Origin of the sequence: Sphingopyxis sp. (assembly GCF_036675685.1) — a bacterium.
Classification (GTDB): domain Bacteria; phylum Pseudomonadota; class Alphaproteobacteria; order Sphingomonadales; family Sphingomonadaceae; genus Sphingopyxis.
The window spans coordinates 25,641-50,128 of sequence record NZ_JAKFEM010000004.1; the positions used below are offsets into that span (position 1 = coordinate 25,641).

A 24,488-nucleotide genomic window follows, 5' to 3' on the forward strand; every position below is an offset into this window, starting at 1 on the left:
AGGTCGGCCAGTGAGCATCGTCACGGCCGCGATCCATGACACGCGTCATGTGACAGCGTGGGCGAGCCGCGCTAAACTGCGCGCGATATGGAGCCAGTCACGCACGCCCACGATCACGCTTCGCCGAGCACCGCGCTCGTCCGGGTCGGCTGCGCCCTGCTCATCGCCGCGGCGGTGCTGAAAGCCATCTACAGCGGCTTCTTCGAGCAGCACATGCTGACCGGGACATCCTATTGGCCGGTCAAGATGGCCATCGGCTTCACCGTCCTGATCGCCGCTTATGTGCTAGCGGCGCGCGTCGAGCCCGGCAGCCGTCGACATTGGGCGTTGCTCGTGATCCAGAGCGCGGCGGCGATGGGCATGATCTGGATATATCCCAGCTTTATCGTGACCGTCCTGATGGTCGTCATCGCCTGGCAGATCGCATGGGCGGCGTCATTGCGGACGGCGCTGATCGCGGTTGGGGCACAGTCGGCCGTGCTCGCGCTGCTGAATTGCGTGCCGTCGCCGGACATGATGAACTGGCTGGTGCTGGTCACAACCTTCGGCTTCGAGTTCTTCGCGGTCAGCGCCGCGCATCTCGCGCGCGGCGAAGCCGCTGCCAGGGCCAGCCTCGCAAGGGCCAATGACGAGCTTCGCGCCACGCATGCGCTGCTGACCGAAAGCGCGCGGATGGCCGAACGCCTGCGCATCTCACGCGATCTCCACGACGCGCTGGGCCACAATCTCACCAGCCTCGCGATCCACCTCGACGTCGCCAGCCGCACAACCGAGGGCACGGCCGCGACGCATCTGGGGCATGCCCGCGATCTGGCCGGGGGATTGCTCGACGAGGTACGCGCGGCCGTCAACGCGATCCGTATCCAGCCTGTGGACCTGCGCGCGACCTTGCTTTCGCTCACCGAAAGCGTCGTCGGGCTCAAGGTGCGGCTGGTGTTTCCCGACAATTTGTTCGCGCTCGACGCGCCGCGCGCCGACACCATCCTGCGCTGCGTGCAGGAACTGATCACCAACGCGCTCCGCCATGCCGACGCGAAAGAGCTGGTGATCGAGCTTCGCCAGGCCGACGACGGCGCGCTCGTCATCACCGGCAGCGACGACGGCCGCGGGGGCGCGGCCATCGAGGGTGCCGGCCTCGGCGGCATGCGCGAGCGCTTCGAGCTGCTGGGCGGCAAGCTTTCGATCGCCGCTGCGCCCGGCCGCGGCTTCACCGTCAGCGGCCAGATCCCGGCGTTCGGGGCGCTGGCATGATCCGCGTCTGCCTGGCCGACGACCAGGCGCTCATGCGCAGCGGGCTTCGTGCCCTGCTCGCGCTGTTCGAGGGGATCGAGGTCATCGCCGAGGCCGAGGACGGCGAAGCGGCGATCGACGCCGTTCTTCGATGCAAGCCCGATGTGCTGTTGCTCGACGTCCGCATGCCCAAGCTCCACGGCGTGCAGGTCGTGAGCGCGCTTGCCGCGCGCGGCGCGCTGCCGCCGACATTGCTCCTCACCACCTTCGAGGACGATGCCGCGCTGGTCGGCGGCATCCGCGCAGGCGCGCGCGGATTCCTGCTCAAGGGCGTGACCGCCGAAACCCTGGTCGAGGCGATCAGGGCGGTCGCGGCCGGCGGGACCTTCCTCTATGCGCCGTTGGCGACGGGTCCTGCGCAACCCGCGACTAGCACCGGCTGGCGGCAGGACGTCTTCGACACGCCCGAGGCCCTGACCTCGCGCGAACGCGACGTGCTCAAGCTGCTGACGAGCGGCATTTCCAATCCCCAGATCGCCGCCGCGCTCAACCTTGGCGAGGGCACGGTGCGGAACCACGTCTCCAACATCTTTTCCAAGCTCGGGGTCACCGACCGCACCAAGGCGGTATTGATCGCGCTCCAGAATCATTTGGTGTGACGGCAGCGGGGCTGCGCGCTTGCAAGACAAGCCGAGATACACCGGCTGGCTGGGGCGGCAGGATTCGAACCTGCGAATGGCGGCATCAAAAGCCGCTGCCTTACCACTTGGCGACGCCCCAACGGGCCGGTGCGAGCGCGTCTATAGCGCCTGACGGCCGCTTGGCAAGCTAACGGGTCAGAGCCGCGTCACCCAGCCGTGAACATCCTCGGCGCGGCCGCGCTGGATGTCGACGAGCTTGTCCTTCAGCGTCGTCGTGATCTGTCCGGGGCCACCCGCGCCGATAGTGAAACTGTCCTGCCCACGCGTCACCTTGCCCACCGGGGTCACCACCGCGGCGGTGCCGCAGGCGAAGCTTTCGGTCAGGCGGCCGCTTTGCGCATCGGCCTGCCACTGGTCGATCGCATAGGGTTCCTCGCGCACCGTCAGCCCGGCGGCGCGCGCCAGCGTGATGATCGCATCGCGCGTGATGCCGGGCAGGATCGTGCCGGTGAGCGGCGGGGTGACGATGCTGCCGTCGTCGAACACGAAGAACATGTTCATGCCGCCCAGTTCCTCGATCCAGCGATGTTCGGCGGCGTCGAGGAAAACGACCTGGTCGTGCCCCTTGGCGATCGCCTCGCGCTGCGCGACGAGGCTGGAGGCGTAATTGCCGCCGCATTTGGCGGCGCCCGTGCCGCCGGGCGCGGCGCGGGTATAGTCTTCCGACACCCAGAGCGAGATCGCGGGCGCTCCCGACTTGAAATAATTGCCGACCGGCGAGGTGATGACGAGGAACTGATACTCGGCCGCGGGCTTGACGCCGAGGAACACTTCGCTCGCGAACATGAAGGGGCGCAGATACAGCGCACCGCCATCGACCGGCGGGAACCAGCCGGCGTCGGCGGCGACGGCTTCCTTCACCGCCGCGATGAACAGCTCCTCGGGCAGTTCGGCCATCGCCATGCGGCGCGCGCTCGCGTTGAAGCGCGCCGCATTCGCCTCGACCCGGAACAGCGCCATCGACCCGTCGTCGAGGCGATACGCCTTCAGCCCTTCGAAGATTTCCTGCGCATAATGGAGCACCGCGGTCGCCGGATCGAGCGTCAGCGGCCCGCGCGGCATCACCTGCGCGTCGTGCCAGCCCTTCCCTTCGGTATAGCGGATCGACACCATATGATCGGTGAAGACGCGCCCGAACACCGGATCCGCAATCGCCGCCGCCCGTACATCGTCCGCAATCGGATTGGGGTGCGGCAGATGGGCAAAAGCGGGAGCGGACATGCAAAAATCCCTGTGGCTTGGGGGTCTATGGTGCGCGCCTCTTGCCAAAGACGGGCGCGGCGCGCAACGGTAGCGACTATGCCGGATGAAAATTTTCTTTCACAAGTGCCCGCTGCCTCAGCCCTTTTCTTGCGCGAAGACGAAGTTCGCCGCGGTATCGAATTTCTGTTTTTCGCCCATGCTTCGCTGTGGCGGGCGATCGACGCACGGCTCGCCGAAAATGACATCGGCCGCGCGCATTATCGCGCGCTCTATTTTATGGCGCGGCAGCCGGGCCTCACGATCTCGGACCTGCTCGCACTGCTCGGCATCACCAAGCAGTCGCTCGGGCGCGTGGTGAAAGAGCTGGAGGCGCGCGACCTCCTCACAACGCGGCCGGGCAACCGCGACCGGCGCCAGAAGGAGCTGCGCCTGACCGACGGCGGCCGTGCGCTCGAGGCCGCGATCTTCACCCTGCTGCGCGATACGATGAGCCGCGCTTATACCCACACGGGGCAACAGGCGGTGACGGGGTTCTGGCACGTCAACGAAGCGCTGATTCCTGCACGCGATCGCGCGCGGATCGCGGCGCTGGGCCGCGATCCCAGCTAATCAGGCGCCCTCGCCGCGCGCGATGTCGGCGAGCTCGCGCCCGCGATCGCGCGCCGCGCGCAGCACATTGGTCAGGAGCGCGGCGAGCTGGCCGTCGCTGTCGAGCACATCGAGCCCCGCCTGCGTAGTGCCGCCCTTGCTCGCAACCTGCGCGATCAGCACGCCGGGCTTTTCGCCGCTGTCGGCAAGCAGCGCGGTTGCGCCGCCAAAGGTCGCGGTCGCCAGCGCCAGTGCGTCCTCCGGCGACAGGCCGAGCCGTTCGCCTGCCGCCGCATAGGATTCGATCAGCCGAAAGACGAAGGCGGGGCCGCTGCCGGTAAAGGCGGTGACGAGATCCATCGTCGAATCGTCGTCGAGCGTCACGGTGTGGCCGAGCGGATCGAGCAGCGCATCGATCGCGGCGGCGTCGGCCCTGCCCAGCGTCGCCACGGCGGTCACGCCGGCGCCGATGCGCGCGGCAAGGTTGGGGAGGATGCGGACCTGCGCCCCGGCATCGGGGAAGCGCGCGGCGAGGTCGGCGAGCGAAACGCCCGCGAGGATCGACAGCAGATGGACGTCGCCGGTCGCCAGCGGCGCGAGAATGTCCGCCACCTCGCTCAGTTGCTGCGGCTTCATGCCGAGCATGATCCAGTCGGCGCTGCCGCCCGCGGCCTGCCATTCGCCGAGCGACGCGTGCGGGACAATGCCTTCGCGCGGCGCGGCAAAGGGATCGACGATCGCCACCGAAGCCGGGTCAAGTCCCGCCGCCAGCCAGCGATCGAGCATCGCACCCGCCATATTGCCGCAGCCGACCAGCAGGATTCGGCCGGGAAAGTTCCGCAAAGCGTTCGTCATAACAATTTCTTTTCGTTCCTTAGCGGCAACTGCTCTCGAGACCTGACAACAGGTCGAGGCAGCGGCCGTCGATCTTGCCCGCATCGACGGGCAGGCTGATCAGCGAAGCCAGTGTCGGCAAAATATCCACGGTCATCACGGCATTGGGCTGTTCGAAGCCGGCGAGCCCCTTGCGCCAGAAGAGGATCGGCACGCGCCGGTCATAATCCCACACCGACCCGTGCGTCGCGACATAGCCGAGTCCCGATTCGGGGATCGGGGTAACGCGCGGCTTCAGCACGACGATGAAATCGCCCGAGCGTGCCGGGCTATAAGAGGCGCGCAGCTTGTCGAGCAGGCTCCAGGTGTCGGGCGCCTGCTTCGAGATCGGTCGGCTCACGAGTTCCTCGGCGGTAACGACCGCTTCGACCTGCGGGTGCGCGCGATAGCGGGCAACGAACTCGGCCATCGCCGCCTTGCGCTGCGCGGGGGTCAGCGCCTTCGACAGATACATGTCGCCGAACGGGCCGTCGGCATAGAGCAGGGGCTGCGGCAGGCCGAGCTTTTCGGCGACCGCCTTGCCCATCGCTTCGCCGTCGAGCGCCTTGTCGACGCGTTCGGCGGCAGGCCAGGCATTCTGGCGGTTGCGTTCGGGCATATCGTGGCCGCCATGATCGGCGGTGAGCGCGACGGCGTAATCGATGCCCGTCGCGTCGAGCCGCGCGAAAAAGTCGCCCAGCTCGCGATCGAGCCCGGCCATCTGGAGGCACATCTCGCTGCCTTCGGTGCCGGCGCCATGGCCGACATAATCGGTCGCCGACAGGCCGACGATCAAAAGGTCGGTCCCGCTGCCTTCGCCCATCTTGCGCACCTGGCGGAGCGCAGCGGCGGTCGCGAGCACCGCGCCATCGGCCTCGGGCGAGGCCATGAAGCGGCGGAAGTCGCCGCCCTCGCGCGCGAGGCGGCCGGTGCCGACCGAGCCGCCCTTGTCGCCGATCGGGATCGCAATGTCGTGCGCGGTGCAATCGGCGGGCAAAGCCAGACCGGGGCGTGGCTGGGCAATCGCGGCGGCGATCGCGGCGCTCGCCTGCGTCGCGGTCGGCGACAATGTGGTGCCGCGATAGCTGGTGAGGCCGGTGGGGGCGAGCCACATCAGTTCGTCGGCCTGATGCCCGCCCATCATGATCGCAGCGCGGTCCTTGCCCGCGACCGACACGACCTGCGCCTTCGGATCGCGCGCCTTCATCAGGTCGCCGAGCGTCGGGACGAGCAGATGCTTGACCGACGGGGCATATTTGCCGCTGCCCGACGTGGCGCCGGCGACGCTTTCGTCCTCGGCGCAATAGATGCGCTTGTCCTCGCGCCCCACCGACAGGTCGAAATAATTATTCGCGATGATGCCCGTGCGCGCGGGATGGCTGCCGGTCAGGATCGTCGAATGGCCGGGGCAGGTTTCGGTCGCGCCATGCGCCTGATAGCCCGACGGGAAAACCACACCCGAAGCGAGGCGCGCGAGCCCGCCGGTGAAATGTCCGCGATATTCGGCGAACAGGTCGGCGGAAAACTGGTCGACCGCGACCATCACGATCAGCTTCGGCGGCGGCGTCGCGGCTGTCACCTTCTGGACCGGGGGCGTCGAATCCTGCGCGAGGCTGGCACCGGTGCCAGCGAGGCAGATGACGGCGGCAAGGGCGGTGGTCAGATATTTCAGCTTCACGGGCGGCTCTCCGTCAGGGGGTATCAGCGCGGGCTGTCCTCTCGACGAAAGCCGCCTATATGGCAAGCCTCGAACGACGGACGGATACAGGACGGGCATGGATCGCGGCAGGGACGCTTTTGTGACAAGTGCGTGGCGGATGATTGTTGCGATGCTGGCGCTTGCCCTGCTCGCGCTCGCCCCGGCACGCGGCCAATCGACGCACATCCAGCCCAAGCTGATCGCCGAATCGGCCGTGCCAGCGCCCGGCGGCAGGGCGACGCTCGCGCTGACGATGACGCCCGAAAAGACGTGGCACGGCTATTGGGCCAATGGCGGCGACGCGGGTTTCGGCCTGTCGGTCGAATGGAATGCACCCGAGGGCGTGACAGTCGCGCCCTTCCGTTACCCTGTCCCCGACGCGCTGATCCTCTTCGGCATGATGAACCATGTCTATGAGCATCCTTACGTGCTGCTCGCCGATGTCCGCATCGACAAGAGTGTCGCACCCGGCACCGACCTGACGCTGTCGGGCGTCGCCAACTGGCTCGCCTGCACCGACAAGGTATGCGTCCCCGAAAAGGCAGTGATTTCGGTCGCGCTCAAGGCGGGCGACGGGGCGATCCCGGCAGCGTCGCGCGCGCGCTTCGACGGCTGGCGCGCCCTGCTGCCGCAACCGCTCGACCGCAATGGCACATGGGAACGGCGCGGCAACATGGTGCGCGTCGCCGTTCCCCTCCCCGCCAGCACCGCGCTCGACGCCCCGCACCTGTTCGTCGAGACGCAGAACCTCGTCGATTATGCCGCGCCGCAATCCTTCAGCCGCAATGGTGACCAGATCATCGTCGAGACGCGCACCAAGGGCGAAGCCGCGGGACCTATCGCGGCGCTGCTGAAGCTCGGCGGCGGGCGCGGGCTTTCGGTGCGGCTCGAACCCGGAGATGTCCCCGCAGCGGGCAAGACGATCGCCGGGCGGGAGAATGGCATCGACCTGAGCCTGTTCTGGACCGCGCTCGGCGGCGCGATCCTCGGCGGGCTGATCCTCAACCTGATGCCGTGCGTCTTCCCGATCCTGAGCCTCAAGGCGCTGAGCCTCGCGCGCTCGGGTGGCAATGCGCGCTCAGCAAAAGTCGAGGCGCTTGCCTATACGGCGGGCGCGGTCGTCACCGCGCTGCTGCTCGGCGGCGCGCTGCTTGCGCTGCGCGCGGCGGGCGAACAGGTCGGTTGGGCGTTCCAGTTGCAACATCCCGCGAGTGTGCTGGTCCTGCTAGTCCTCGCGCTGGCCATCACGTTGAATCTCCTGGGCATCTATGAGCTACCCTCTTTGGGTGGCGGACAGGCTCTCGCGACGAAGGAGGGCGCCGCCGGCGGCTTCTGGACAGGCGCCCTTGCCGCCTTCGTCGCGACGCCGTGCAGCGGCCCGCTACTCGGAGCCGCGCTCGGTGCGACACTGGTGCTACCCGCTTGGGCGGCGCTGCCGATCTTCGGCGGGTTGGGACTGGGGCTTGCCCTGCCCTTTCTCGCCATCGGGTTCCTCCCGGCGCTACGCAATCGCTTGCCCAAACCGGGTCCATGGATGGCGACATTCCGCAAATGGATGGCCCTGCCAATGGCGCTCACCACGCTGGCACTGGCGTGGCTGTTTGTCCGGCAGGCGGATGATTGGGGCTGGTCTTCGCTCGGCACCTTCATCGTCCTGTGGGCGCTGATGCTCGCCTGCCTCGGCCATTGGCAAAAGGGCCCGGATCGCGGTCGAGCGGGCTACCTCCTCCTCGTCCTTCCACTGCTTTTGACCGCCGCCTTCGCCTACGAGCTGGCGTCGGAGCGGCCGAACACGGTTGCGGGCGCGGTGCGATCGAATGATTTCTCCCCCGAAGCCCTCACCAAAGCCCGCGCCACCGGCAAGCCCGTCTTCGTCTATTTTACCGCCGACTGGTGCTTGTCGTGCAAGGCGAACGAGGCGGGGGCAATCAATCGCGAGGCGGTGCAGAAGGCGTTCGACAAGGCGGGCGTCGTCACCCTCGTCGGCGACTGGACCAATGGCGACCCGGTCATCACCCGCACGCTCGCCGAGCACGGCCGCAACAGCGTGCCGCTCTATCTGTGGTACGCTCCCGGCACGGCGCGGCCCGAAATCCTGCCGCAGATTCTGACCCCCGGCCTGCTCGCCGACAAGGCGAAGCTGTGATGCCCAAACAGCGCGCCGATCAGCTGCTCGTCGACCGCGGCCTCGCCGAAAGCCGGACCCGCGCGCAGGCGCTGATCCTCGCCGGGCTCGCCTTCGTCGGCGACCGCAAGATCGACAAGGCGGGGCAGCAGGTCGCCGAGGATGCCGAGATCAGCGTCAAGGGCCGCGACCATCCGTGGGTGTCGCGCGGCGGGATCAAGCTCGACCATGCGCTGGCGCACCTCGGCTGGAATGTAGCGGGCGCGGTAGCAATCGACGTCGGATCGTCGACCGGCGGCTTCACAGACGTGATGCTCAGCCGCGGCGTCGTGCGGGTCTATGCCGTGGACTCGGGCACCAACCAGCTCGCGTGGAAACTGCGGCAGGACGAGCGTGTCATCGTCCACGAACAAACGAGCGCGCGCATCCTGACCGCGGCGCACATTCCCGAACCCATCGACCTGATCGTCTGCGACGCAAGCTTTATCGCGCTGTCGAAGGTGCTGCCGGTGCCGATGACTTTCGCCAAGGAGGGTGCACGCATGGTGGCGCTCATCAAGCCGCAGTTCGAGGCTGAACGGCACGAGGTCGGCAAGAAAGGCGTCATCCGCGACGCCGCGGTCCATGCACGCGTCTGCGCCGAAGTGCGCGACTGGATCGAGGGCGAGGGCTGGGCCGTGCTCGACCTCGTCGAAAGCCCGATCACCGGCCCCGAGGGCAATGTCGAATTCCTGATCGCTGCGACGAAGCGAGCCGCTTGACGCTGGACGCGCCAGCCGCAACACCTTGACCCCGCAGAATCGGGGGAACCACAGCGCATGAGCGAGATTGCTACCCAAGGCCAACTTCGCATGTCCTATTTGCGCTGGGCGCTCGTCACTGTCCCGGCGATCGTCTTGCTCGGCAGCCTGTCGGGCCTTTTGTCGAACGGCGGATACGGCAATCGCTGGTTCGACGCGCTCGACCTGCCCGCCATCACGCCCGCGGACTGGGTGTTCGCGACCGTCTGGCCGCTCCTCTACATCTGCCTCGGCCTTGCGCTCGCGATGATCCTCCACGCGCGCGGCGCCAAGGGGCGCGGTTTCGCGCTGCTGCTCTTTTTCGTCCAGCTGATCGCCAATTTCGCCTGGTCGCCGCTTTTCTTCGGCCAGCACCAGGTCACGACCGCGCTCTATCTCATCATTTTCATCCTGATGATCACCGTCGCGACCACCTTTGCCTTTGCGCCGATCCGCAGGGCGGCGGCGTGGCTGCTTGTGCCCTATATGGCGTGGCTGACCTTCGCCGCGATCCTCAATTTCCAGATCGACGAGCGCAATCCCGACGCCGAAACCCTTGTCCCGGCCGCCGCCAGCACCCAGATAGGGTGACGGCAAGGGAAGCACACGCCGAAGGAATATGACATGCAGAGCGAAAACCGCATTTTCGACGATCTGGCCAAGATGGTGAACGGCATCGCCGGAACCGTCGCGGGCGCCGGCCGCGAAGCCGAAGCCGCGATGCGCGAACGCGCCAAGGAATGGGTCGGCCGCATGGATTTCGTCAGCCGCGAGGAATTCGAGGCGGTGAAGCAAATGGCCGCCAAGGCGCGCGCCGAAGCCGAAGCGCTGAAGGCGCGGCTCGACAAGCTGGAAAGCGCGGCGAAGCCCGCAGCGGCCCCCAAGGCAGCGGCGGCGCCGAAGGCCGCGGCAAAGCCTGCCGCCGCGAAACCGGCCGCCAAGCCCGCGGCGCGTAAGCCCAAGGCCTGATGATGGCGTCGCCCCTGCGAAGGCAGGGGCCGCTGGCAACCTTGCGCAATGCCTCTTGCGGCCCCCGCCTTCGCGGGGGCGACAGCGTTTGCTGGACTCGCCAGCATGGATCGAACCCGCTAAAGGCGCGCGCATGAGTGAAGATATCTACGACGACGAAGACGGCCAGGAAGCCGCACCGATGGAGATGCTGGCGTCCTATTTCGCCGCGCACGACTGGCCGCACGAAATGGTCGGCGAGGACGAGATCGTCGCGACCGCGCAGGGCAGCTGGACGACCTACGAGCTCCGCGCCGTATGGCGCGCCGACGACGGCGTCATCCAGTTGCTCGCCTTTCCCGACATCCGCGTCGTCGAGGACAAGCGCGCCGCCGCGCACGAGGCGCTCGCGCTGATCAACGAGCAATTGTGGCTCGGCCATTTCGAGCTGTGGTCGAACAGCGGCACGATCCTGTTCCGCCATGGCATGCTGCTCGGCGCCGACGCCTCGCTGCCGCTCGACCTCACCGAAACGCTGGTCGAGAGCGCGATCGACGAGTGCGAGCGCTTCTACCCGGTGTTCCAGTTCGTGTTGTGGGGCGGCAAATCGCCCGCCGAAGCGCTCGCCGCATCGCTCATCGAAACGCGCGGCGAGGCGTAAGTCTCCCTTTCCCGCTTGTCCTGAGGAGCCATTGAGCTTGTCGAAATGGCGTCTCGAAGGATCGTTGCGTACGCGTCCTTCGAGACGAGCCTTCGCCGAGGCTCAGTCCCTCCTCAGAACTAACGGAGTTGATGAATCGTTCAGCGCTTCTCGAACCGCACCAATCCCGGTCCCAGCTCGTTCGGCCCGATCGCCAGCGCTTCGCCGCTCCAATCGGCGACGAACACCGATTTGCGGCCAATATCCTGCGGAATGCTCGCGCGATTGCCCTCGATAACCAAACCGCGCGATGGATTGTCGCGTGCCTCGGCCGCGACCGCGATCAGCGCCGAATGATTTTCCTTGTCGCGCCCTTGCACGAGCAGATTGTTCACGACGCGGCCGGTCGAACCCGCCGGCAGGTCGATCATATAATTGGTCGCCTTCCCCTGCGTGTCGTCGAAGCTGTTGTCGTTGATGTCGACACGCGCGGCGCGCGTCTTCAGATAATGTCCCCCATTGCCCTTTTCGAAGCGCGTACGCGTGACCGCAACCCGGCCATAAGCGCCGGTATAGACACTATGCGCGCAGCTGAGCCCCCGGTCGCAACGCCCGAGGCGCGAGAAGGTCGAACGGTCGATCGTCAGCGTCGCGGCTGGATCATCCGCGGTCAGGATGCCTTCCTCGCTGCCCCGAAACAGGCTGTTCACGACGTCTAGGTCGCTCTTTTCAAGCCGGATACCCGCGCCATTGCCGTCGGGCACGCGCATATTCTGGAATACCAGCCCGTCGACGCGCGCGCCGGCGCCGCGCAGCACCAGCGCCGCCTTGCCCTCGCACGCCACGCCATCGAAGATCGCGCGGCCGGGCTCGACCGCGACGAAGGTGATGCGGCCTGCGGTCTGCACCGCGCAGTCGCGGTGATAGCCGGGAGCAACGCGGATCGTGCCCTCGCCCTCGCCGATCGCGTCGACGGCATCCTGAAGGCGTCCGAAACTGCGGCCCGATTCGGCGACAACATAGGGTCCGGAACCCGGCTGCGCGGGCAGCGGCACCGGCGCGAGGAGGAGCGGCAGGGCGAGGAGCGGCAGCATAGGCCGGCGGAGCAGCATCTGGAACATCGCCGCTTTATAGCAACTTCGGCGGCGGCAGTCGTTCGCTAAGCTGGTTAACCGCTCCCCTGTCCCCTTATCGGACGTCGCCGCAGCGAGATATTAAACCATCGTCACCCCGGACTGGATCCGGGGTCCATCTTCGACCGCAGCGTCCATGGACCCCGGATCCAGTCCGGGGTGACGAGATTTTGGTCAATCCAGATTGGGCCGCAGCCAGCGCGTCGCGGTTTCGATGTCGACGCCGCGCCTTGCCGCATAATCCGCGAGCTGGTCCGGACCCACTCGCGCGACCCCGAAATAGCTCGCGTCGGGATGCCCGAAATAGAAGCCCGACACCGCCGCCGTCGGCAGCATCGCGAAACTCTCGGTCAGGATCGCGCCCGAATTCGTTCCCGCGTCGAGCAGCTCGAACAGGATCGGCTTCAGGCTGTGATCGGGGCACGCGGGGTAGCCTGGCGCCGGCCGAATACCGCGATATTCTTCCTTGACGATCGCCTCGGGCGTCAGTTGCTCGCCCGGAGCATAACCCCACAGGTCGGTGCGGACATGCGCGTGGAGGCGCTCGGCAAAAGCCTCGGCAAAGCGGTCGGCGAGCGCCTTCAGCAAGATGTCGCTATAATCGTCATACGCCGCCTTGAAGCGCGCGAGGTGCGGCTCGATGCCATGGATCGCGACCGAAAAGCCGCCGATCCAGTCGCCGTCGTCGCTGACGAAATCGGCGAGGCACATGTTCGGACGGCCCTCGCGCTTGGCGATCTGCTGCCGCAGGAAGGGGATGCGGACATGCTCATCCTCCAGATGCAGAATGACATCGTCACCCTCGCGCCGGCACGGCCACAGCCCCGCTACCCCGCGCGCGGTCAGCCAGCCTTCGCCGACGATCTTGTCGAGCATCGCGCGCGCATCGGCGTACAAGCTCGACGCGCTTTCGCCCACGACCGGATCGGTCAGAATCGCGGGATAATTGCCCGCCAGTTCCCACGCGCGGAAGAAAGGCGTCCAGTCGATCCATTCGACCAGTTCGGCGAGATCCCAATTGTCGAAGACATGCACGCCGGGGTTCTCGGGCGGAAACGGGCGGATATGCTCGTCGATCGCGAAGCCGTTGGCGCGCGCATCCTCGATCGGGATCAGCGCGCTCTGCCCCTTGTTCGCACGAACGTCGCGGACATGCTCATAATCGTCCTTGAACCCCTTCACATAGGCATCGCGCCCGGTGTCGCTGACCAGCGCGGTCGCGACGCCAACCGCGCGGCTCGCGTCGAGGACGTGGAGCACGGGCCCCTTGTACGCCACATCGATGCGCAGCGCGGTGTGCACCTTCGACGTCGTCGCGCCGCCGATCAGCAGCGGCATCGTCATCCCCGCGCGCTGCATTTCCTCGGCCACCGTGACCATCTCGTCGAGCGACGGGGTGATCAGCCCCGAGAGGCCGATCATGTCGGCGTCATTCTCGTTCGCCGCCTCGAGGATCTTCGACCAGGGCACCATGACGCCCAGGTCGACGATCTCGAACCCGTTACATTGCAGCACGACGCCGACGATATTCTTGCCGATGTCATGGACGTCGCCCTTCACGGTCGCCATCACGACCTTGCCCTTGCCCTTCGCGCCCGGCTCCTTCGCCGCTTCGATGAAGGGCAGCAGATGCGCGACCGCCTTCTTCATCACGCGCGCCGATTTGACGACCTGCGGCAGGAACATCTTTCCCGACCCGAACAGGTCGCCAACGACGTTCATCCCGTCCATCAGCGGTCCCTCGATCACCTCGATCGGCCGCGGCATCAACAGCCGCATTTCCTCGGTATCGTCGACGACATAGGCGTCGATGCCCTTCACCAGCGCATGTTCGAGCCGCTTGGCGACCTCCCAGCCGCGCCATTCCTCGGCGGCCTTTTCCTGCGCGGCACTGGTGCCCTTATAGCGTTCGGCGAGCGCGATCAGCCGTTCGGTCGGGCTTTCGGCCTCACCCTCGACCTTGCGGTTGAGCACGACATCTTCGCACGCTTGGCGGAGTTCGGGGTCGATTGTATCATAGACGTCGAGCTGCCCCGCGTTGACGATCGCCATGTCGAGCCCGGCGGGGATCGCATAATAGAGGAACACACTGTGCATCGCGCGGCGCACGACCTCGTTGCCGCGAAAACCGAACGACAGGTTCGACAATCCGCCCGAGAAATGGACGTGCGGGCAGCGGACGCGGATGACTTTCACCGCTTCGATGAAATCGACGGCGTAATTGTCATGCTCTTCCAGCCCCGTCGCGATCGCAAAGACATTGGGATCGAAGATGATGTCTTCGGGCGGAAAGCCGATGCCGGTGAGCAGCTTGTAGGCGCGCTCGCAAATCTCGATCTTGCGTTCCATCGTGTCGGCCTGCCCGACCTCGTCGAACGCCATCACGACGACCGCCGCGCCATAGGCCATGCATTTCTTCGCATGTTCGAGGAAAGGTTCCTCGCCCTCCTTCATGCTGATCGAATTGACGATCGGCTTGCCGGGCACGCATTTCAGCCCCGCCTCGATGACGCTCCATTTCGAACTGTCGATCATCACCGGCACGCGCGCGATGTCGGGCTCGGCGGCGATGAGTTTCAAAAAGGTCGTCATCGCATATTCGGCGTCGAGCAGGCCCTCGTCCATGTTGACGTCGATGACCTGCGCGCCATTCTCGACCTGCTGGCGCGCGACCTCGACCGCCGCCGCATAATCGTCAGCGAGGATCAGCTTCTTGAACGCCGCCGATCCGGTAACGTTGGTGCGTTCGCCGATATTGACGAAATTGGCGGAGGAGGCGGTGGTCATCTTGTCTCTTCTTCTCCCCTCCCGCTTGCGGGAGGGGTCGGGGGAGGTCTGTCTCAATTCTCGGGCGGTGCGGGAGGCAACAAGCCCTCCCCTAGTCCCCTCCCGCAAGCGGGAGAGGGACTAGGCCGCCATCGTAAACGGCTCGAGCCCCGCAAGCCGCGTCCGCACCGGCACATCGGGAATATGCCGCGGCGCGAGCCCCGCGACCGCCTGCGCCATCGCCGCGATATGCGCCGGCGTCGAACCGCAGCAGCCGCCGAGGATATTGACCTGGCCATGCTCGGCCCATTCGCGGACCAGCCCCGCGGTGGTGTCGGGCATCTCGTCATATTCGCCGAGTTCGTTGGGCAGGCCGGCGTTCGGGTAGACCATCACCAGCGCGTCGGCGAGATCGGAGAGCACGCGGACGTGCGGGCGAAGCTGCGCCGCTCCGAACGAGCAGTTGAGCCCGATCGTCAGCGGCCGCGCATGACGCACCGCATACCAGAAGGCCTCGACGGTATGCCCCGACAGGTTGCGCCCCGACAGGTCGGTCAGCGTCATCGAGATCATCAGCGGCAGTTCGCGCCCCACCTTCGCCTCGGCCTCGAGCGTCGCGGCGATGCCCGCCTTGGCGTTGAGCGTGTCGAAGATCGTCTCGATCAGGATGAAGTCGGCTCCGCCCTCGGCCAAGGCCACGACCTGACCCAGATAGACATTCTTCAATTCGTCGAAATCGATCTCGCGATAACCGGGATTGTTGACGTCGGGCGACAGCGACAATGTCTTGTTCGTCGGCCCGACCGCGCCCGCGACGAAACGCCGCCGCCCGTCGAGGGCCTCATATTTGTCGGCCGCCTCGCGCCCCAGCCGTGCGCTTTCATGATTGATGTCGGCGACCAGATGCTCGGCGCCATAATCGGCCTGGCTGATGGTGTTGGCGCTGAAGGTATTCGTCGACACGATGTCCGACCCGGCTGCCAGATAAGCCTCGCCGATCGCGGTCACGACGTCGGGACGCGTCAGCGCGAGGATGTCGTTGTTGCCCTTCTGGTCGTGCGACAGGCCGAGATTGCCCGCATAGTCAGCCTCGACGAGCTTGCGATCCTGGATCTGGGTGCCCCAACCGCCGTCGGTGAGCAGGATGCGCTCCTTGGCAGCCGCCTGCAGGGCTTCGCGTGCGCTCGTGGTCGAATTGGCGGTCATGCGGCTTTCTCCGTCGCTGGGGCCGCCGCCGGGCGCAAGCCGAGCAGGTGGCAGATGGCGTAGCTGAGCTCCGCCCGGTTGAGCGTGTAGAAGTGGAAATCGCGAACCCCGCCCGCATAGAGCCGACGGCACATTTCCGCCGCGATCGTCGCCGCAACCAGCTGGCGCGCCGCGGGCAGGTCGTCGAGCCCTTCGAACAGCGAAATCATCCAGCCCGGGATCGCGGTGCCGCACATGTCGGCCATGCGCCGCGTCTGCGACACGTTCGATACGGGCAGGATACCAGGCACGATCGGCGCGTCGATCCCCGCCGCCGCCGCCGCATCGCGGAAACGCAGAAAGCTGTCGGGCGAGAAAAAGAACTGCGTAATCGCGCGCGTCGCCCCGGCGTCGAGCTTGCGCTTGAGGTTATCGAGGTCGGATTCGGCGCAGTCGGCGTCGGGATGCACTTCGGGATAGGCCGCGACCGAAATATCAAACGGCGCGATGGCCTTCAGCCCCGCGACCAGTTCGATCGCATTCGCATAGCCATCGGGATGCGGACGATAGGGCGCGCCGCCGGGCACGTCGCCGCGCAGCGCGACGATATGCCGCACACCGGCCTCCCAATAAGCCTGCGCCACCTCGTCGATCTCCGCGCGCGACGCCTCGACGCAGGTCAGGTGCGCCGCGGGCGGAACGCGGCTTTCGGCGGCGATGCGCGCGACGGTCGCGTGGGTGCGCTCGCGCGTCGATCCGCCGGCGCCATAGGTGACCGAAACAAAGCGCGGCCCGAGCGGTTCGAGCGTGCGGAACGTATCCCACAGCTGCGCTTCCATCTTCTCGGTCTTGGGCGGGAAGAATTCGAAGCTGACGCCGATGTCGCCTTCAAGATTGGCAAAGAGCGGCGAGGCCGCGGCGCGGCGTGCCTCCGCCAGCGAGTTCAAGTTCGACGTCATGCCGCAAGCCTTTTACTTTGCCCATCACCGGTGACAGGGGTTTGATCTTCATCGCTGCGGCGGCGGCCGAGCCATAGCTTCACGGCCAGCTCCCCGCCTTCCAGCGTCTGCGTGGTTTCGAGCAGGAGCCCCGCCGACGCGAACCAGCCGCGGATCTGCGCGTCCGAAAAACCGAGGCGCGCGTGCGCCGCGAGGTTGCGCAATTCTTCATCCTCGTGCGGTGCAAAGTCGACGACGAGCAGGTGTCCGCCGCCGCGCAGCACGCGGCTCGCCTCGGCAATCACCCGGTCGGGTTCGTGCGCGAAGTGGAGCGCCTGGTGGATGACGATGCTGTCGATGCTGGCATCGGCGACCGGCAGATCGAGGAAATCGCCCTGCACCAGGTCGACCGGAACCGCCTGCCCCGCCAGTTTGGCACGCGCGATGCGCAGCATTTCGGGACTGCGGTCGAGCGCGGTGATCCGGCGCACGGTCGGCGCGAAAATTTCGGCCATCCGACCGGTGCCCGTGCCGATGTCGAGCAGATGACCGAGCCGGCGATTGTGCATCATCGCCAGCATCGCCGCCTCGACCTCACTCTCGGCGACATGGCGCGAGCGGATCGCGTCCCACTCGGCGGCATGTTCGGCAAAATAGCGTTCGGCAACCGCGGCGCGTTCGTCGCGCACCGCGGTCAGCCGCCGCGCGTCATGCGCGATGACCAGCGCCTCGCGCGCCGAAAAGGGCCACTTCTCGGCCTGTCCGATAATGTCGGCGATCGGTCCGCTTTCGGCAATCCGCAGGAAAACCCAGCTCCCTTCGCGCCGCCGTTCGACGATTCCGGCCTCGACGAGGATGCGCACATGGCGCGACACGCGCGGCTGGCTCTGGTCGAGCACCACCGCAAGTTCGCCGATCGCCAGTTCCATCTCGCGCAAAAGCGCGACGACTCGCAATCGCGTCGGGTCCGCCAAGGCGCGAAAAATGTCGATCAACTCGCTCATGGATTGACATATAAAGCTTTCTTTATATCTGGTCAACCGAGCATGGCGCCGCTATTTCTGCGGCGCACGACGGGAGTGGGTCGGAATTGCGACAAAAGACCTGCGTTCTCGCAAAAAGGACGTTGCACCCCTTTTGGCGAGGGGTTAATTCTGCGCGCGATTGGCAATTTTCGGGATCGATCTGTTCCTGTGCCGATCGATCAGTTCCATCCGAGAGGGGTATTCCCAAATGAAGAAATCGATCACTCTGTCGCTCGTCCTCGCCGCCTCGCTGGGCCTCGCTGCCTGCGCCGAAAAGGCTGCCGACGACGCGGCTGCGACGACCGAAGACGCAGCTGCGACCGTCGAAGGCGCTGCTGACGGCGCGATGGAAGCCGCCGAAGGCGCTGCCGACGCGACTGCCGCTGCTGCTGGCGAAGCCGGTGCCGCTGCCGACGCCGCGGCCGACGCCGCTGCTACGGGCGACGCCGCAAAGGCTGCCGACAAGGCGACCGAAGCTGCCGGCGCTGCCAAGGAAGCTGCCGACGCCGCCAAGGGCGCGATGGAAGAAGCCAAGAAGTAAGCTTCTTTCCGGCCTCAGGCCGAAGGAACGCTGAAGATATTGGGGGGTCGCCGGTTTGCCGGCGGCCCCTTTCCTTTTGGATCAGGCGCCGTGTAGCCCAGTTGCCAAGCCCCTGATCCGTCGTTAACTCTCAATCCCTATGGCCGGCCGCCCGGTCATTGCATTCGAAAGGAATAATCCATGCGCAAGATCATCATCGCCTCGATAGCCGCCGCGGCTTTCAGCCTCGCCGCCTGCTCGGAAAAGGCCAAGGACGAAACCTCGGAAGCCGCCGGTGCCGTCGCTGACGACGCCGCCGCCGCGGGCGATGCGGTTGCCGAAGGCGCTGCCGATGCTGCGGACGCGACTGCCGCTGCCGCCGACGACGCCGCTGCCGCGACCGCCGCTGCCGCCGACAAGGCCGGCAATGCCGTCGAAGGCACGGTGAACGCCGCCGGCGAAGCCGCCGACAAGGCCGGCGACAAGATCGCCGAAGAAACCAAGAAGGCCGAAGCCAACGACAAGAAGTAAGTCGTCGGCACGCCTTCGGGCTGATATTGAGGGGCTCCATCCATATCGGATGGGGCCCTTTTTCGTGGAAACCTATGCTATGGCAAATCTCCGGATGGCGAGCGTCGCGCTCACCGTGCTGGCCCTGACCGCGGGGTGCAGCCGAACCGACAACGAGCCCGGCCCCGGCGGCGTGACCGTCAGCGAGGCGAAAGCGCTCGACGATGCCGCCGAAATGCTCGAAAGCCGCGACAGCGCCCCACCCGCCGAGGCTGGCAAGCCGCCCGGCGATGCAGCGAAGGCCGACAAATAGCGCCTTCCCCTGCGCACCCGGCAGCGTTAGACTGAAACCGCCTCGCAACTGGCGCTGAAGATGGAGTCCCATCGGGAAGCGGGGCCGGCCGACACGCCGATATGAGCCGCGCGCCTGGGTGATCCACCGCCAGCGCAAGGACATCCGCATGACCGACATGCCCGCCACCACGATCGTCTTCCTGCTCTTTCCCGGCATCACCCAGCTCGACTTTACCGCCCCCGCGCAGGCATTGAGCCGCATACCCGGTGCGATACTGGCCGGTGCCGCCGCCAGCCTCGGTCCGATCGCAACCGACAGCGGCTTTTCAATTCTGCCGACGCATGATTTCGAGGGCTGCCCGCAAGCCGACATCCTTTGCGTGCCGGGCGGGCACGGCGTTGCCGACGCGCTGGGCGATGCTGCGACGATCGATTTCATCGCGCGGCAGGCCGCGGGGGCGCAGTGGGTGACGAGCGTGTGCACCGGCGCCTTCCTGCTCGGCCGCGCGGGATTGCTCGCGGGCAAGCGCGCGACGACGCACTGGGCCTATGTCCATTTGCTGCCGCTGGTTGGTGCCGAGCCCGTAAACGCCCGCGTCGTCGAGCACGGCAACGTCGTCACCAGCGGCGGGGTGACGTCGGGGCTCGATTTCGCGCTGACGCTGATCGCGCGGCTGCGGGGCGATGCGGTGGCGCAGGCGATCCAGCTCGCGATCGAATATGATCCTGCCCCGCCCTTCATCGGCGGTCACCCCGACCGCGCGCCCGCAGCGGTCACCGCGGGATTGAAGGCGCGCGTCTATGACGCCGCGGCGGCGCGAATGGAGCAAGCCCTCACCGGCTAGCGACAATCGGCGAGCGTGATCTCGTACAGTTTGGGCCAATATTTGCCGGTGACGAAGAGGCGCTTCTTCGTCGCGTCCCACGCGATGCCGTTGAGCACGCTGTCGCTCCCCGAAGCGCCGGCCGCCTCCTTCAGCCCCGAAAGGTCGACCCAGGATTTGATATTGCCGCTCGCGGGGTCGATCCGCACGATCATGTCGGTCATCCAGACATTGGCCCAGATTTCGCCGTCGATCGTCTCAAGCTCGTTGACCATCGGCAACGGCCGGCTGCCGAAGCGTACGGTGACGCGCTTTTGCTCTTTCATCGTCGCGGGGTCGAGGAAACGGAGCTCCGGGGTGCCGTCGCTCAGCACCAGGCTGTCGCCGACCATGGTCAGCCCCCAGCCTTCGCCTTCATAGCGGAAGGTGCCGACGCGCTTCAGGTCCTTGATCTGCCAGCGATGGCCGACGCCGCCCTGCCAGGTGACGCCGATGATCTGGTCCTGCCAGCGTGTGATGCCTTCGCCGAACTGATCGGACGGCAGCTTGGTCTGGGCGACCGCCTTGCCGGTCTGAAGGTCGAGCCGGGCGATCCGCGAGCGGCCATACTGGCCGGTGCCTTCATAAAGATGGCCATCGTCCCAGAAGAGCCCCTGGGTGAAGCTGGTTGCATCGTGCGGAAACGTCTGAACGATATGATAACCGCAGCGTTCGATCGGCGGCGGCGCGGGGTCCGCAAGCAGGGCGAGAGCAAGAACCAACATCATCGCCGCCCTAGCTATGCCGCATCGCCTTAACTGGCAATGTCCCGCCTCCCCTATTTCGTCACGCCGGACTTGATCCGGCATCCATGAGCGCGATTGCCGCGATGGACCCCGGATCAAGTCCGGGGTGACGAGTGGACCAAAAAAGGGGCCGGAGGATTTCTCCCCCGGCCCCGTTTCTCAGCTGGTGCCGAACGGTCGGACTTTAGAAGTCCATGCCGCCCATGCCGCCCATGCCGCCGCCGCCCATGGGCATGGCGGGCTTGTCGTCGGGCGATTCGGCGATGCCGGCTTCGGTGGTGATCAGCAGGCCGGCGACCGAGGCCGCATCCTGCAACGCGACGCGCACGACCTTGGTCGGGTCGATGACACCCGCCTTGACGAGGTCTTCATAGACGTCGGTCGAGGCGTTGAAGCCGAAGTTGCTGTCCTTCTGGTCGAACAGCTTGCCGGCGACGACACCGCCGTCGAAGCCCGCGTTTTCGGCGATCTGGCGAACCGGAGCCTGCAGCGCGCGACGGATGATGTCGATGCCGCGGGTCTGGTCTTCGTTGATGCCCGACAGGCCTTCGAGCGCCTTGGTGGCATAGAGCAGCGCCGTACCGCCGCCGGGGACAATGCCTTCTTCGACCGCAGCGCGGGTCGCGTGGAGGGCGTCGTCGACGCGATCCTTGCGTTCCTTCACTTCGACTTCCGACGCGCCGCCGACCTTGATGACCGCAACGCCGCCGGCGAGCTTCGCCAGACGTTCCTGCAGCTTTTCCTTGTCATAGTCGCTGGTCGTCGTTTCGATCTGCGCACGGATCTGTTCGACGCGGCCCTTGATCGTGTCGGCATCGCCGGCACCGTCGACGATCGTGGTGTTATCCTTGTCGATGGTGACGCGCTTGGCCTGGCCCAGCATGTTCAGCGTGACGGTTTCCAGCTTGATGCCCAGGTCTTCGCTAATCATCTCGCCGTTGGTCAGGATCGCGATGTCCTGCAGCATCGCCTTGCGGCGATCGCCGAAGCCCGGTGCCTTGACCGCTGCGACCTTCAGGCCGCCGCGCAGACGGTTGACCACCAGCGTCGCGAGCGCTTCGCCTTCGATGTCTTCGGCGATGATGAGGAGCGGACGGCCCGACTGCACCACGGCTTCGAGGATCGGCAGCATCGACTGGAGGTTCGACAGCTTCTTTTCGAAGATCAGGATGTACGGATCGGTGAGCTCGACGAGCATCTTTTCCGGGTTGGTGATGAAATAGGGGCTCAGGTAACCGCGGTCGAACTGCATGCCTTCGACGACGTCGAGCTCGAAATCGAGGCCCTTGGCTTCCTCGACGGTGATCACGCCTTCCTTGCCGACCTTGTCCATCGCCTGGGCGATCTTCTCGCCGACTTCGGTGTCGCCGTTAGCCGAAATGATGCCGACCTGCGCGATTTCGGCGGTGCCCGAAACCGGCTTCGACTGCGCCTTGATCGTTTCCACGACCTTGGTAACCGCAATATCGATGCCGCGCTTCAGGTCCATCGGGTTCATGCCGGCGGCAACCGACTTCATGCCTTCGCGGACGATCGCCTGCGCCAGGACGGTCGCGGTGGTCGTGCCGTCGCCGGCGAGGTCGTTGGTCTTCGAAGCGACTTCGCGGACCATCTGCGCGCCCATATTCTCGAACTTGTCCTTGAGTTCGATTTCCTTGGCGACGGTGACGCCGTCCTTGGTGATGCGGGGGGCGCCGAAGCTCTTGTCGATGACGACGTTGCGGCCCTTGGGGCCCAGCGTGACCTTCACCGCGTCGGCGAGGATGTCGACACCGCGCATGATGCGCTCACGCGCGTCGCGCGAAAATTTGACGTCTTTAGCAGCCATGTGCTTATTCCTTTCAAAGGCGCAGAAAACTGCGCAGCTTCATTCTGAAATCGCGCCCAAGCGGACGCGCGGACTGGTTCAGGCGATGACGCCCAGAATGTCCGATTCCTTCATGATCAGCAGCTCTTCGCCGTCGACCTTGACCTCGGTGCCCGACCATTTGCCGAACAGGATACGGTCGCCCGACTTGACGTCGAGGGGAGTGATCTTGCCATCATCGGCGCGCGCGCCGGTGCCGACGGCGACGACTTCGCCTTCCTGCGGCTTTTCCTTGGCGGTGTCGGGGATGATGATGCCGCCAGCCGTCTTTTCTTCGGCTTCGATACGGCGGACGAGCACGCGGTCGTGCAGCGGACGAAATTGCATGGATATCTCTCCAGAAGTGCAATGGATGTCGATTTAGCACTCACAGGGTGCGAGTGCTAACAGTTGGCCATATGGGTGGGAGTCCGATAGGCGTCAAGCGCCCCGGCAAGATTTTTGCGTCAGGCCGGGAGAAGGCCGAGACGGCCGCGCATCCGCCACCGGAGCAGCAGCAGCGCGGCGACGACGATCAGCCCGACCGCCAGCCCGATCCACACACCGACTCCCTGAAGCGGAGTCCAGAAGCCGAGGTAAATGGCGGTGCCATAGCCCGCGATCCAGTAGCCACAGATCGCGATGATCATCGGGGTGCGCGTGTCCTGCAGTCCGCGCAGCACCCCGGCGGCAACCGCCTGCGCGCCGTCGAACAGCTGGAAGGCGGCGGCGACGACGAGGAACTGCATGGCAAAGCCGACGAGCGCCGCGTTGCGTGCCGCATCGACATCGACATAGATCGACAGGACGAGCGACGGGAACAGCCACATGATGAGCGCAGTGAACGCCATGAAGCCGATGCCGAGCACGAGCGACGCCTGCCCCGCATGCGCAATGCCGCGATGGCTGCGTGCACCATAGGCAAGCCCGACGCGGATCGTCGCCGCCTGCGCCACCCCGAACGGGATCTGGAAAGCGAGCGCGGCGACCTGGAGCGCGATCGTATGCCCGGCCAACTCGGTTTCGCCGATCCGCCCCATCAGGAAAGCGGCGCCGGTGAATAGCCCCGCCTCGGCCAAAATGGTCAGGCTGATCGGCGTGCCGATGCGCAGCATATCGAAGAAGCGCGACCATTCGGTCCGCCACCAGTTTCCGAACAGATGATAGCGCCGGAGGCGCCGGTCGCTCTGGATGACGACGACATAGGCGATGAGCATCAGAAAGCTGGTCATCACGCTCGAGATCGCCGAGCCGTGCAGGCCGAGCGCGGGCATGCCGAGGTTGCCGAACACCAGCACCCAGTTGCCGAGCGCGTTGACGAAAAGCGCCCCGAAGGTGATCGCGGTCGCGATCGTCGCGCGCCCGAGCGCCGAGACGAAGATGCGCAGCACCGCCGCCGCGATCATCGGGAACATCCCCCACATCAGGATCAGCAGGAAGCCGGCGGCGCGCGCGGAGGTTTCCGCCGGTTGCCCGGTCGCGAGCATGATCGGCCCGCCCGCGGCGCAGATGCCCATGAACAGGAGCGAAACCAGCGCGCTGAGCCACAGCGCCATGCGCACGGTGCGCCGAACCTCGCGCACGGCATGCTTGCGGCGCCCGAGTTCGGCAGCGATCAGCGGCGCCGACGCGCCGATCAGCCCGCTGCCTGTCCAGAGCAGCAGGCCGAAAATCGCTACGCCGAGCGACGAGGCCGCGAGCGCCGCGTCACCAAGCCGCGCGACGAAAATCACGTCGATCGCATGCACCATCATCTGCAGCAGGTTCGCGGCCGCCAGCGGCACGGCAAGCGCGAGCGTCGCCCGGAATTCCTTGCGAAGACTCTGCGGCGTTTCCGCGGTCAAAGGGGCAGCCTGCTGCAGCATAGCCGGCCCGG

24 protein-coding genes, 1 tRNA gene and 1 riboswitch are annotated in these 24,488 nt (G+C 66.2%); of the genes, 12 read left to right on the plus strand and 13 right to left on the minus strand.

All coding sequences use genetic code 11. The features are described 5' to 3' along the window. Positions 1 to 87: 87 nt before the first annotated feature. Positions 88 to 1,251 (plus strand): sensor histidine kinase, encoded by a 1,164-nt coding sequence (locus V6M50_RS01270; RefSeq protein WP_332816719.1) that lies wholly within the window; start codon positions 88 to 90, stop codon positions 1,249 to 1,251. Continuing rightward, a complete protein-coding gene (locus V6M50_RS01275) occupies positions 1,248 to 1,889 on the plus strand; it encodes a response regulator transcription factor (protein ID WP_332816720.1) in 642 nt (213 codons plus the stop codon). The genes V6M50_RS01270 and V6M50_RS01275 overlap by 4 nt, the downstream gene beginning before the upstream one ends. Positions 1,890 to 1,935: 46 nt before the next feature. Here V6M50_RS01275 and V6M50_RS01280 read toward each other — a convergent pair. After that, positions 1,936 to 2,010 (minus strand) — tRNA-Gln (locus V6M50_RS01280). A gap of 56 nt (positions 2,011 to 2,066) precedes the next feature. Then, a complete protein-coding gene (locus tag V6M50_RS01285; protein ID WP_332816721.1) occupies positions 2,067 to 3,152 on the minus strand; it encodes a branched-chain amino acid aminotransferase in 1,086 nt (361 codons plus the stop codon). 78 nt (positions 3,153 to 3,230) lie between these two features. Here V6M50_RS01285 and V6M50_RS01290 point away from each other — a divergent pair, with 78 nt between their 5' ends. Beyond that, a complete protein-coding gene (locus tag V6M50_RS01290; protein ID WP_332816722.1) occupies positions 3,231 to 3,743 on the plus strand; it encodes a MarR family winged helix-turn-helix transcriptional regulator in 513 nt (170 codons plus the stop codon). Here V6M50_RS01290 and proC read toward each other — a convergent pair whose 3' ends face one another. Together proC and V6M50_RS01300 are read right to left on the minus strand one after the other, a co-directional pair. Next, a complete protein-coding gene (proC, locus tag V6M50_RS01295) occupies positions 3,744 to 4,577 on the minus strand; it encodes a pyrroline-5-carboxylate reductase (RefSeq protein WP_332816723.1) in 834 nt (277 codons plus the stop codon). Positions 4,578 to 4,596: 19 nt separating this feature from the next. Next, entirely contained in the window at positions 4,597 to 6,273 is a 1,677-nt protein-coding gene (locus V6M50_RS01300) for an alkaline phosphatase family protein (RefSeq protein ID WP_332816724.1), read from the minus strand. A 97-nt stretch (positions 6,274 to 6,370) separates the two neighbouring features. Here V6M50_RS01300 and V6M50_RS01305 point away from each other — a divergent pair, with 97 nt between their 5' ends. The 5 genes from V6M50_RS01305 to V6M50_RS01325 all read left to right on the plus strand — a co-directional run bounded on the left by V6M50_RS01305 (position 6,371) and on the right by V6M50_RS01325 (position 10,807). Beyond that, complete coding sequence (locus V6M50_RS01305) at positions 6,371 to 8,440, plus strand: protein-disulfide reductase DsbD family protein (protein WP_443030465.1); 2,070 nt, start codon at positions 6,371 to 6,373, stop codon at positions 8,438 to 8,440. Next, entirely contained in the window at positions 8,440 to 9,180 is a 741-nt protein-coding gene (locus tag V6M50_RS01310) for a TlyA family RNA methyltransferase (RefSeq protein ID WP_332816726.1), read from the plus strand. The genes V6M50_RS01305 and V6M50_RS01310 overlap by 1 nt, the downstream gene beginning before the upstream one ends. A 57-nt stretch (positions 9,181 to 9,237) precedes the next feature. Next, complete coding sequence (locus V6M50_RS01315) at positions 9,238 to 9,789, plus strand: TspO/MBR family protein (RefSeq protein ID WP_332816727.1); 552 nt, start codon at positions 9,238 to 9,240, stop codon at positions 9,787 to 9,789. Between the two features lie 33 nt (positions 9,790 to 9,822). Next, positions 9,823 to 10,167 carry an accessory factor UbiK family protein gene (locus V6M50_RS01320; protein ID WP_332816728.1) on the plus strand — a complete coding sequence of 115 codons (345 nt, stop codon included), beginning with the start codon at positions 9,823 to 9,825 and terminating at the stop codon, positions 10,165 to 10,167. A 133-nt stretch (positions 10,168 to 10,300) separates the two neighbouring features. Then, the gene (locus V6M50_RS01325; RefSeq protein ID WP_332816729.1) at positions 10,301 to 10,807 is read left to right on the plus strand and encodes a YbjN domain-containing protein; all 507 of its coding nucleotides are present in this window, start codon (positions 10,301 to 10,303) and stop codon (positions 10,805 to 10,807) included. A 140-nt stretch (positions 10,808 to 10,947) separates the two neighbouring features. Here V6M50_RS01325 and V6M50_RS01330 read toward each other — a convergent pair whose 3' ends face one another. From V6M50_RS01330 to V6M50_RS01350, 5 genes are all read right to left on the minus strand, one after another. Then, positions 10,948 to 11,907 carry a right-handed parallel beta-helix repeat-containing protein gene (locus tag V6M50_RS01330; RefSeq protein WP_332816730.1) on the minus strand — a complete coding sequence of 320 codons (960 nt, stop codon included), beginning with the start codon at positions 11,905 to 11,907 and terminating at the stop codon, positions 10,948 to 10,950. Between the two features lie 186 nt (positions 11,908 to 12,093). Beyond that, a complete protein-coding gene (metH, locus tag V6M50_RS01335) occupies positions 12,094 to 14,706 on the minus strand; it encodes a methionine synthase (protein WP_332816731.1) in 2,613 nt (870 codons plus the stop codon). A 120-nt stretch (positions 14,707 to 14,826) separates the two neighbouring features. Continuing rightward, on the minus strand, positions 14,827 to 15,891 hold the full coding sequence (locus tag V6M50_RS01340; protein WP_332816732.1) for a homocysteine S-methyltransferase family protein: 1,065 nt from the start codon (positions 15,889 to 15,891) through the stop codon (positions 14,827 to 14,829). Next, the gene (gene metF / locus V6M50_RS01345) at positions 15,888 to 16,829 is read right to left on the minus strand and encodes a methylenetetrahydrofolate reductase (RefSeq protein ID WP_332816733.1); all 942 of its coding nucleotides are present in this window, start codon (positions 16,827 to 16,829) and stop codon (positions 15,888 to 15,890) included. Before metF ends, V6M50_RS01340 begins: the two co-directional genes overlap by 4 nt. Continuing rightward, entirely contained in the window at positions 16,826 to 17,812 is a 987-nt protein-coding gene (locus tag V6M50_RS01350) for an ArsR/SmtB family transcription factor (RefSeq protein ID WP_332816734.1), read from the minus strand. The genes metF and V6M50_RS01350 overlap by 4 nt, the downstream gene beginning before the upstream one ends. Before the next feature lie 229 nt (positions 17,813 to 18,041). Between V6M50_RS01350 and V6M50_RS01355 the strand changes: the two genes are divergently transcribed. The 4 genes from V6M50_RS01355 to V6M50_RS01370 all read left to right on the plus strand — a co-directional run bounded on the left by V6M50_RS01355 (position 18,042) and on the right by V6M50_RS01370 (position 20,002). Then, positions 18,042 to 18,374 carry a hypothetical protein gene (locus V6M50_RS01355; protein ID WP_332816735.1) on the plus strand — a complete coding sequence of 111 codons (333 nt, stop codon included), beginning with the start codon at positions 18,042 to 18,044 and terminating at the stop codon, positions 18,372 to 18,374. Between the two features lie 180 nt (positions 18,375 to 18,554). Continuing rightward, on the plus strand, positions 18,555 to 18,884 hold the full coding sequence (locus V6M50_RS01360; protein ID WP_332816736.1) for an entericidin EcnAB: 330 nt from the start codon (positions 18,555 to 18,557) through the stop codon (positions 18,882 to 18,884). Between the two features lie 79 nt (positions 18,885 to 18,963). Beyond that, the gene (locus V6M50_RS01365) at positions 18,964 to 19,176 is read left to right on the plus strand and encodes a hypothetical protein (protein ID WP_332816737.1); all 213 of its coding nucleotides are present in this window, start codon (positions 18,964 to 18,966) and stop codon (positions 19,174 to 19,176) included. A gap of 34 nt (positions 19,177 to 19,210) precedes the next feature. Further along, positions 19,211 to 19,303: riboswitch (ZMP/ZTP riboswitch) on the plus strand. 21 nt (positions 19,304 to 19,324) lie between these two features. Further along, on the plus strand, positions 19,325 to 20,002 hold the full coding sequence (locus V6M50_RS01370; protein ID WP_332816738.1) for a DJ-1/PfpI family protein: 678 nt from the start codon (positions 19,325 to 19,327) through the stop codon (positions 20,000 to 20,002). Here V6M50_RS01370 and V6M50_RS01375 read toward each other — a convergent pair. From V6M50_RS01375 to V6M50_RS01390, 4 genes are all read right to left on the minus strand, one after another. Further along, positions 19,999 to 20,748, minus strand: a complete 750-nt coding sequence (locus V6M50_RS01375) for a glutaminyl-peptide cyclotransferase (protein WP_332816739.1) — start codon at positions 20,746 to 20,748, stop codon at positions 19,999 to 20,001. The two genes, V6M50_RS01370 and V6M50_RS01375, sit on opposite strands and share 4 nt — an antisense overlap. A 202-nt stretch (positions 20,749 to 20,950) precedes the next feature. After that, on the minus strand, positions 20,951 to 22,594 hold the full coding sequence (gene groL / locus V6M50_RS01380) for a chaperonin GroEL (protein ID WP_332816740.1): 1,644 nt from the start codon (positions 22,592 to 22,594) through the stop codon (positions 20,951 to 20,953). Positions 22,595 to 22,672: 78 nt separating this feature from the next. After that, on the minus strand, positions 22,673 to 22,960 hold the full coding sequence (groES, locus tag V6M50_RS01385) for a co-chaperone GroES (protein WP_332816741.1): 288 nt from the start codon (positions 22,958 to 22,960) through the stop codon (positions 22,673 to 22,675). 119 nt (positions 22,961 to 23,079) lie between these two features. After that, positions 23,080 to 24,477, minus strand: coding sequence for an MATE family efflux transporter (locus V6M50_RS01390; protein WP_332816742.1), 1,398 nt, complete (start codon positions 24,475 to 24,477; stop codon positions 23,080 to 23,082). Between the last annotated feature and the right edge of the window lie 11 nt (positions 24,478 to 24,488).

Excerpts from the sequence above, each read along its gene's own strand:
- V6M50_RS01270 (WP_332816719.1), top strand. The coding sequence starts at position 88 with ATGGAGCCAGTCACGCACGCCCACGATCACGCTTCGCCGAGCACCGCG.
- V6M50_RS01275 (WP_332816720.1), top strand. The coding sequence starts at position 1,248 with ATGATCCGCGTCTGCCTGGCCGACGACCAGGCGCTCATGCGCAGCGGG.
- V6M50_RS01285 (WP_332816721.1), bottom strand. The coding sequence starts at position 3,152 with ATGTCCGCTCCCGCTTTTGCCCATCTGCCGCACCCCAATCCGATTGCG.
- V6M50_RS01290 (WP_332816722.1), top strand. The coding sequence starts at position 3,231 with ATGCCGGATGAAAATTTTCTTTCACAAGTGCCCGCTGCCTCAGCCCTT.
- proC (WP_332816723.1), bottom strand. The coding sequence starts at position 4,577 with ATGACGAACGCTTTGCGGAACTTTCCCGGCCGAATCCTGCTGGTCGGC.
- V6M50_RS01305 (WP_443030465.1), top strand. The coding sequence starts at position 6,371 with ATGGATCGCGGCAGGGACGCTTTTGTGACAAGTGCGTGGCGGATGATT.
- V6M50_RS01310 (WP_332816726.1), top strand. The coding sequence starts at position 8,440 with ATGCCCAAACAGCGCGCCGATCAGCTGCTCGTCGACCGCGGCCTCGCC.
- V6M50_RS01315 (WP_332816727.1), top strand. The coding sequence starts at position 9,238 with ATGAGCGAGATTGCTACCCAAGGCCAACTTCGCATGTCCTATTTGCGC.
- V6M50_RS01320 (WP_332816728.1), top strand. The coding sequence starts at position 9,823 with ATGCAGAGCGAAAACCGCATTTTCGACGATCTGGCCAAGATGGTGAAC.
- V6M50_RS01325 (WP_332816729.1), top strand. The coding sequence starts at position 10,301 with ATGAGTGAAGATATCTACGACGACGAAGACGGCCAGGAAGCCGCACCG.
- V6M50_RS01330 (WP_332816730.1), bottom strand. The coding sequence starts at position 11,907 with ATGTTCCAGATGCTGCTCCGCCGGCCTATGCTGCCGCTCCTCGCCCTG.
- metH (WP_332816731.1), bottom strand. The coding sequence starts at position 14,706 with ATGACCACCGCCTCCTCCGCCAATTTCGTCAATATCGGCGAACGCACC.
- V6M50_RS01340 (WP_332816732.1), bottom strand. The coding sequence starts at position 15,891 with ATGACCGCCAATTCGACCACGAGCGCACGCGAAGCCCTGCAGGCGGCT.
- metF (WP_332816733.1), bottom strand. The coding sequence starts at position 16,829 with ATGACGTCGAACTTGAACTCGCTGGCGGAGGCACGCCGCGCCGCGGCC.
- V6M50_RS01350 (WP_332816734.1), bottom strand. The coding sequence starts at position 17,812 with ATGAGCGAGTTGATCGACATTTTTCGCGCCTTGGCGGACCCGACGCGA.
- V6M50_RS01355 (WP_332816735.1), top strand. The coding sequence starts at position 18,042 with ATGAAGAAATCGATCACTCTGTCGCTCGTCCTCGCCGCCTCGCTGGGC.
- V6M50_RS01360 (WP_332816736.1), top strand. The coding sequence starts at position 18,555 with ATGCGCAAGATCATCATCGCCTCGATAGCCGCCGCGGCTTTCAGCCTC.
- V6M50_RS01365 (WP_332816737.1), top strand. The coding sequence starts at position 18,964 with ATGGCAAATCTCCGGATGGCGAGCGTCGCGCTCACCGTGCTGGCCCTG.
- V6M50_RS01370 (WP_332816738.1), top strand. The coding sequence starts at position 19,325 with ATGACCGACATGCCCGCCACCACGATCGTCTTCCTGCTCTTTCCCGGC.
- V6M50_RS01375 (WP_332816739.1), bottom strand. The coding sequence starts at position 20,748 with ATGATGTTGGTTCTTGCTCTCGCCCTGCTTGCGGACCCCGCGCCGCCG.
- groL (WP_332816740.1), bottom strand. The coding sequence starts at position 22,594 with ATGGCTGCTAAAGACGTCAAATTTTCGCGCGACGCGCGTGAGCGCATC.
- groES (WP_332816741.1), bottom strand. The coding sequence starts at position 22,960 with ATGCAATTTCGTCCGCTGCACGACCGCGTGCTCGTCCGCCGTATCGAA.
- V6M50_RS01390 (WP_332816742.1), bottom strand. The coding sequence starts at position 24,477 with ATGCTGCAGCAGGCTGCCCCTTTGACCGCGGAAACGCCGCAGAGTCTT.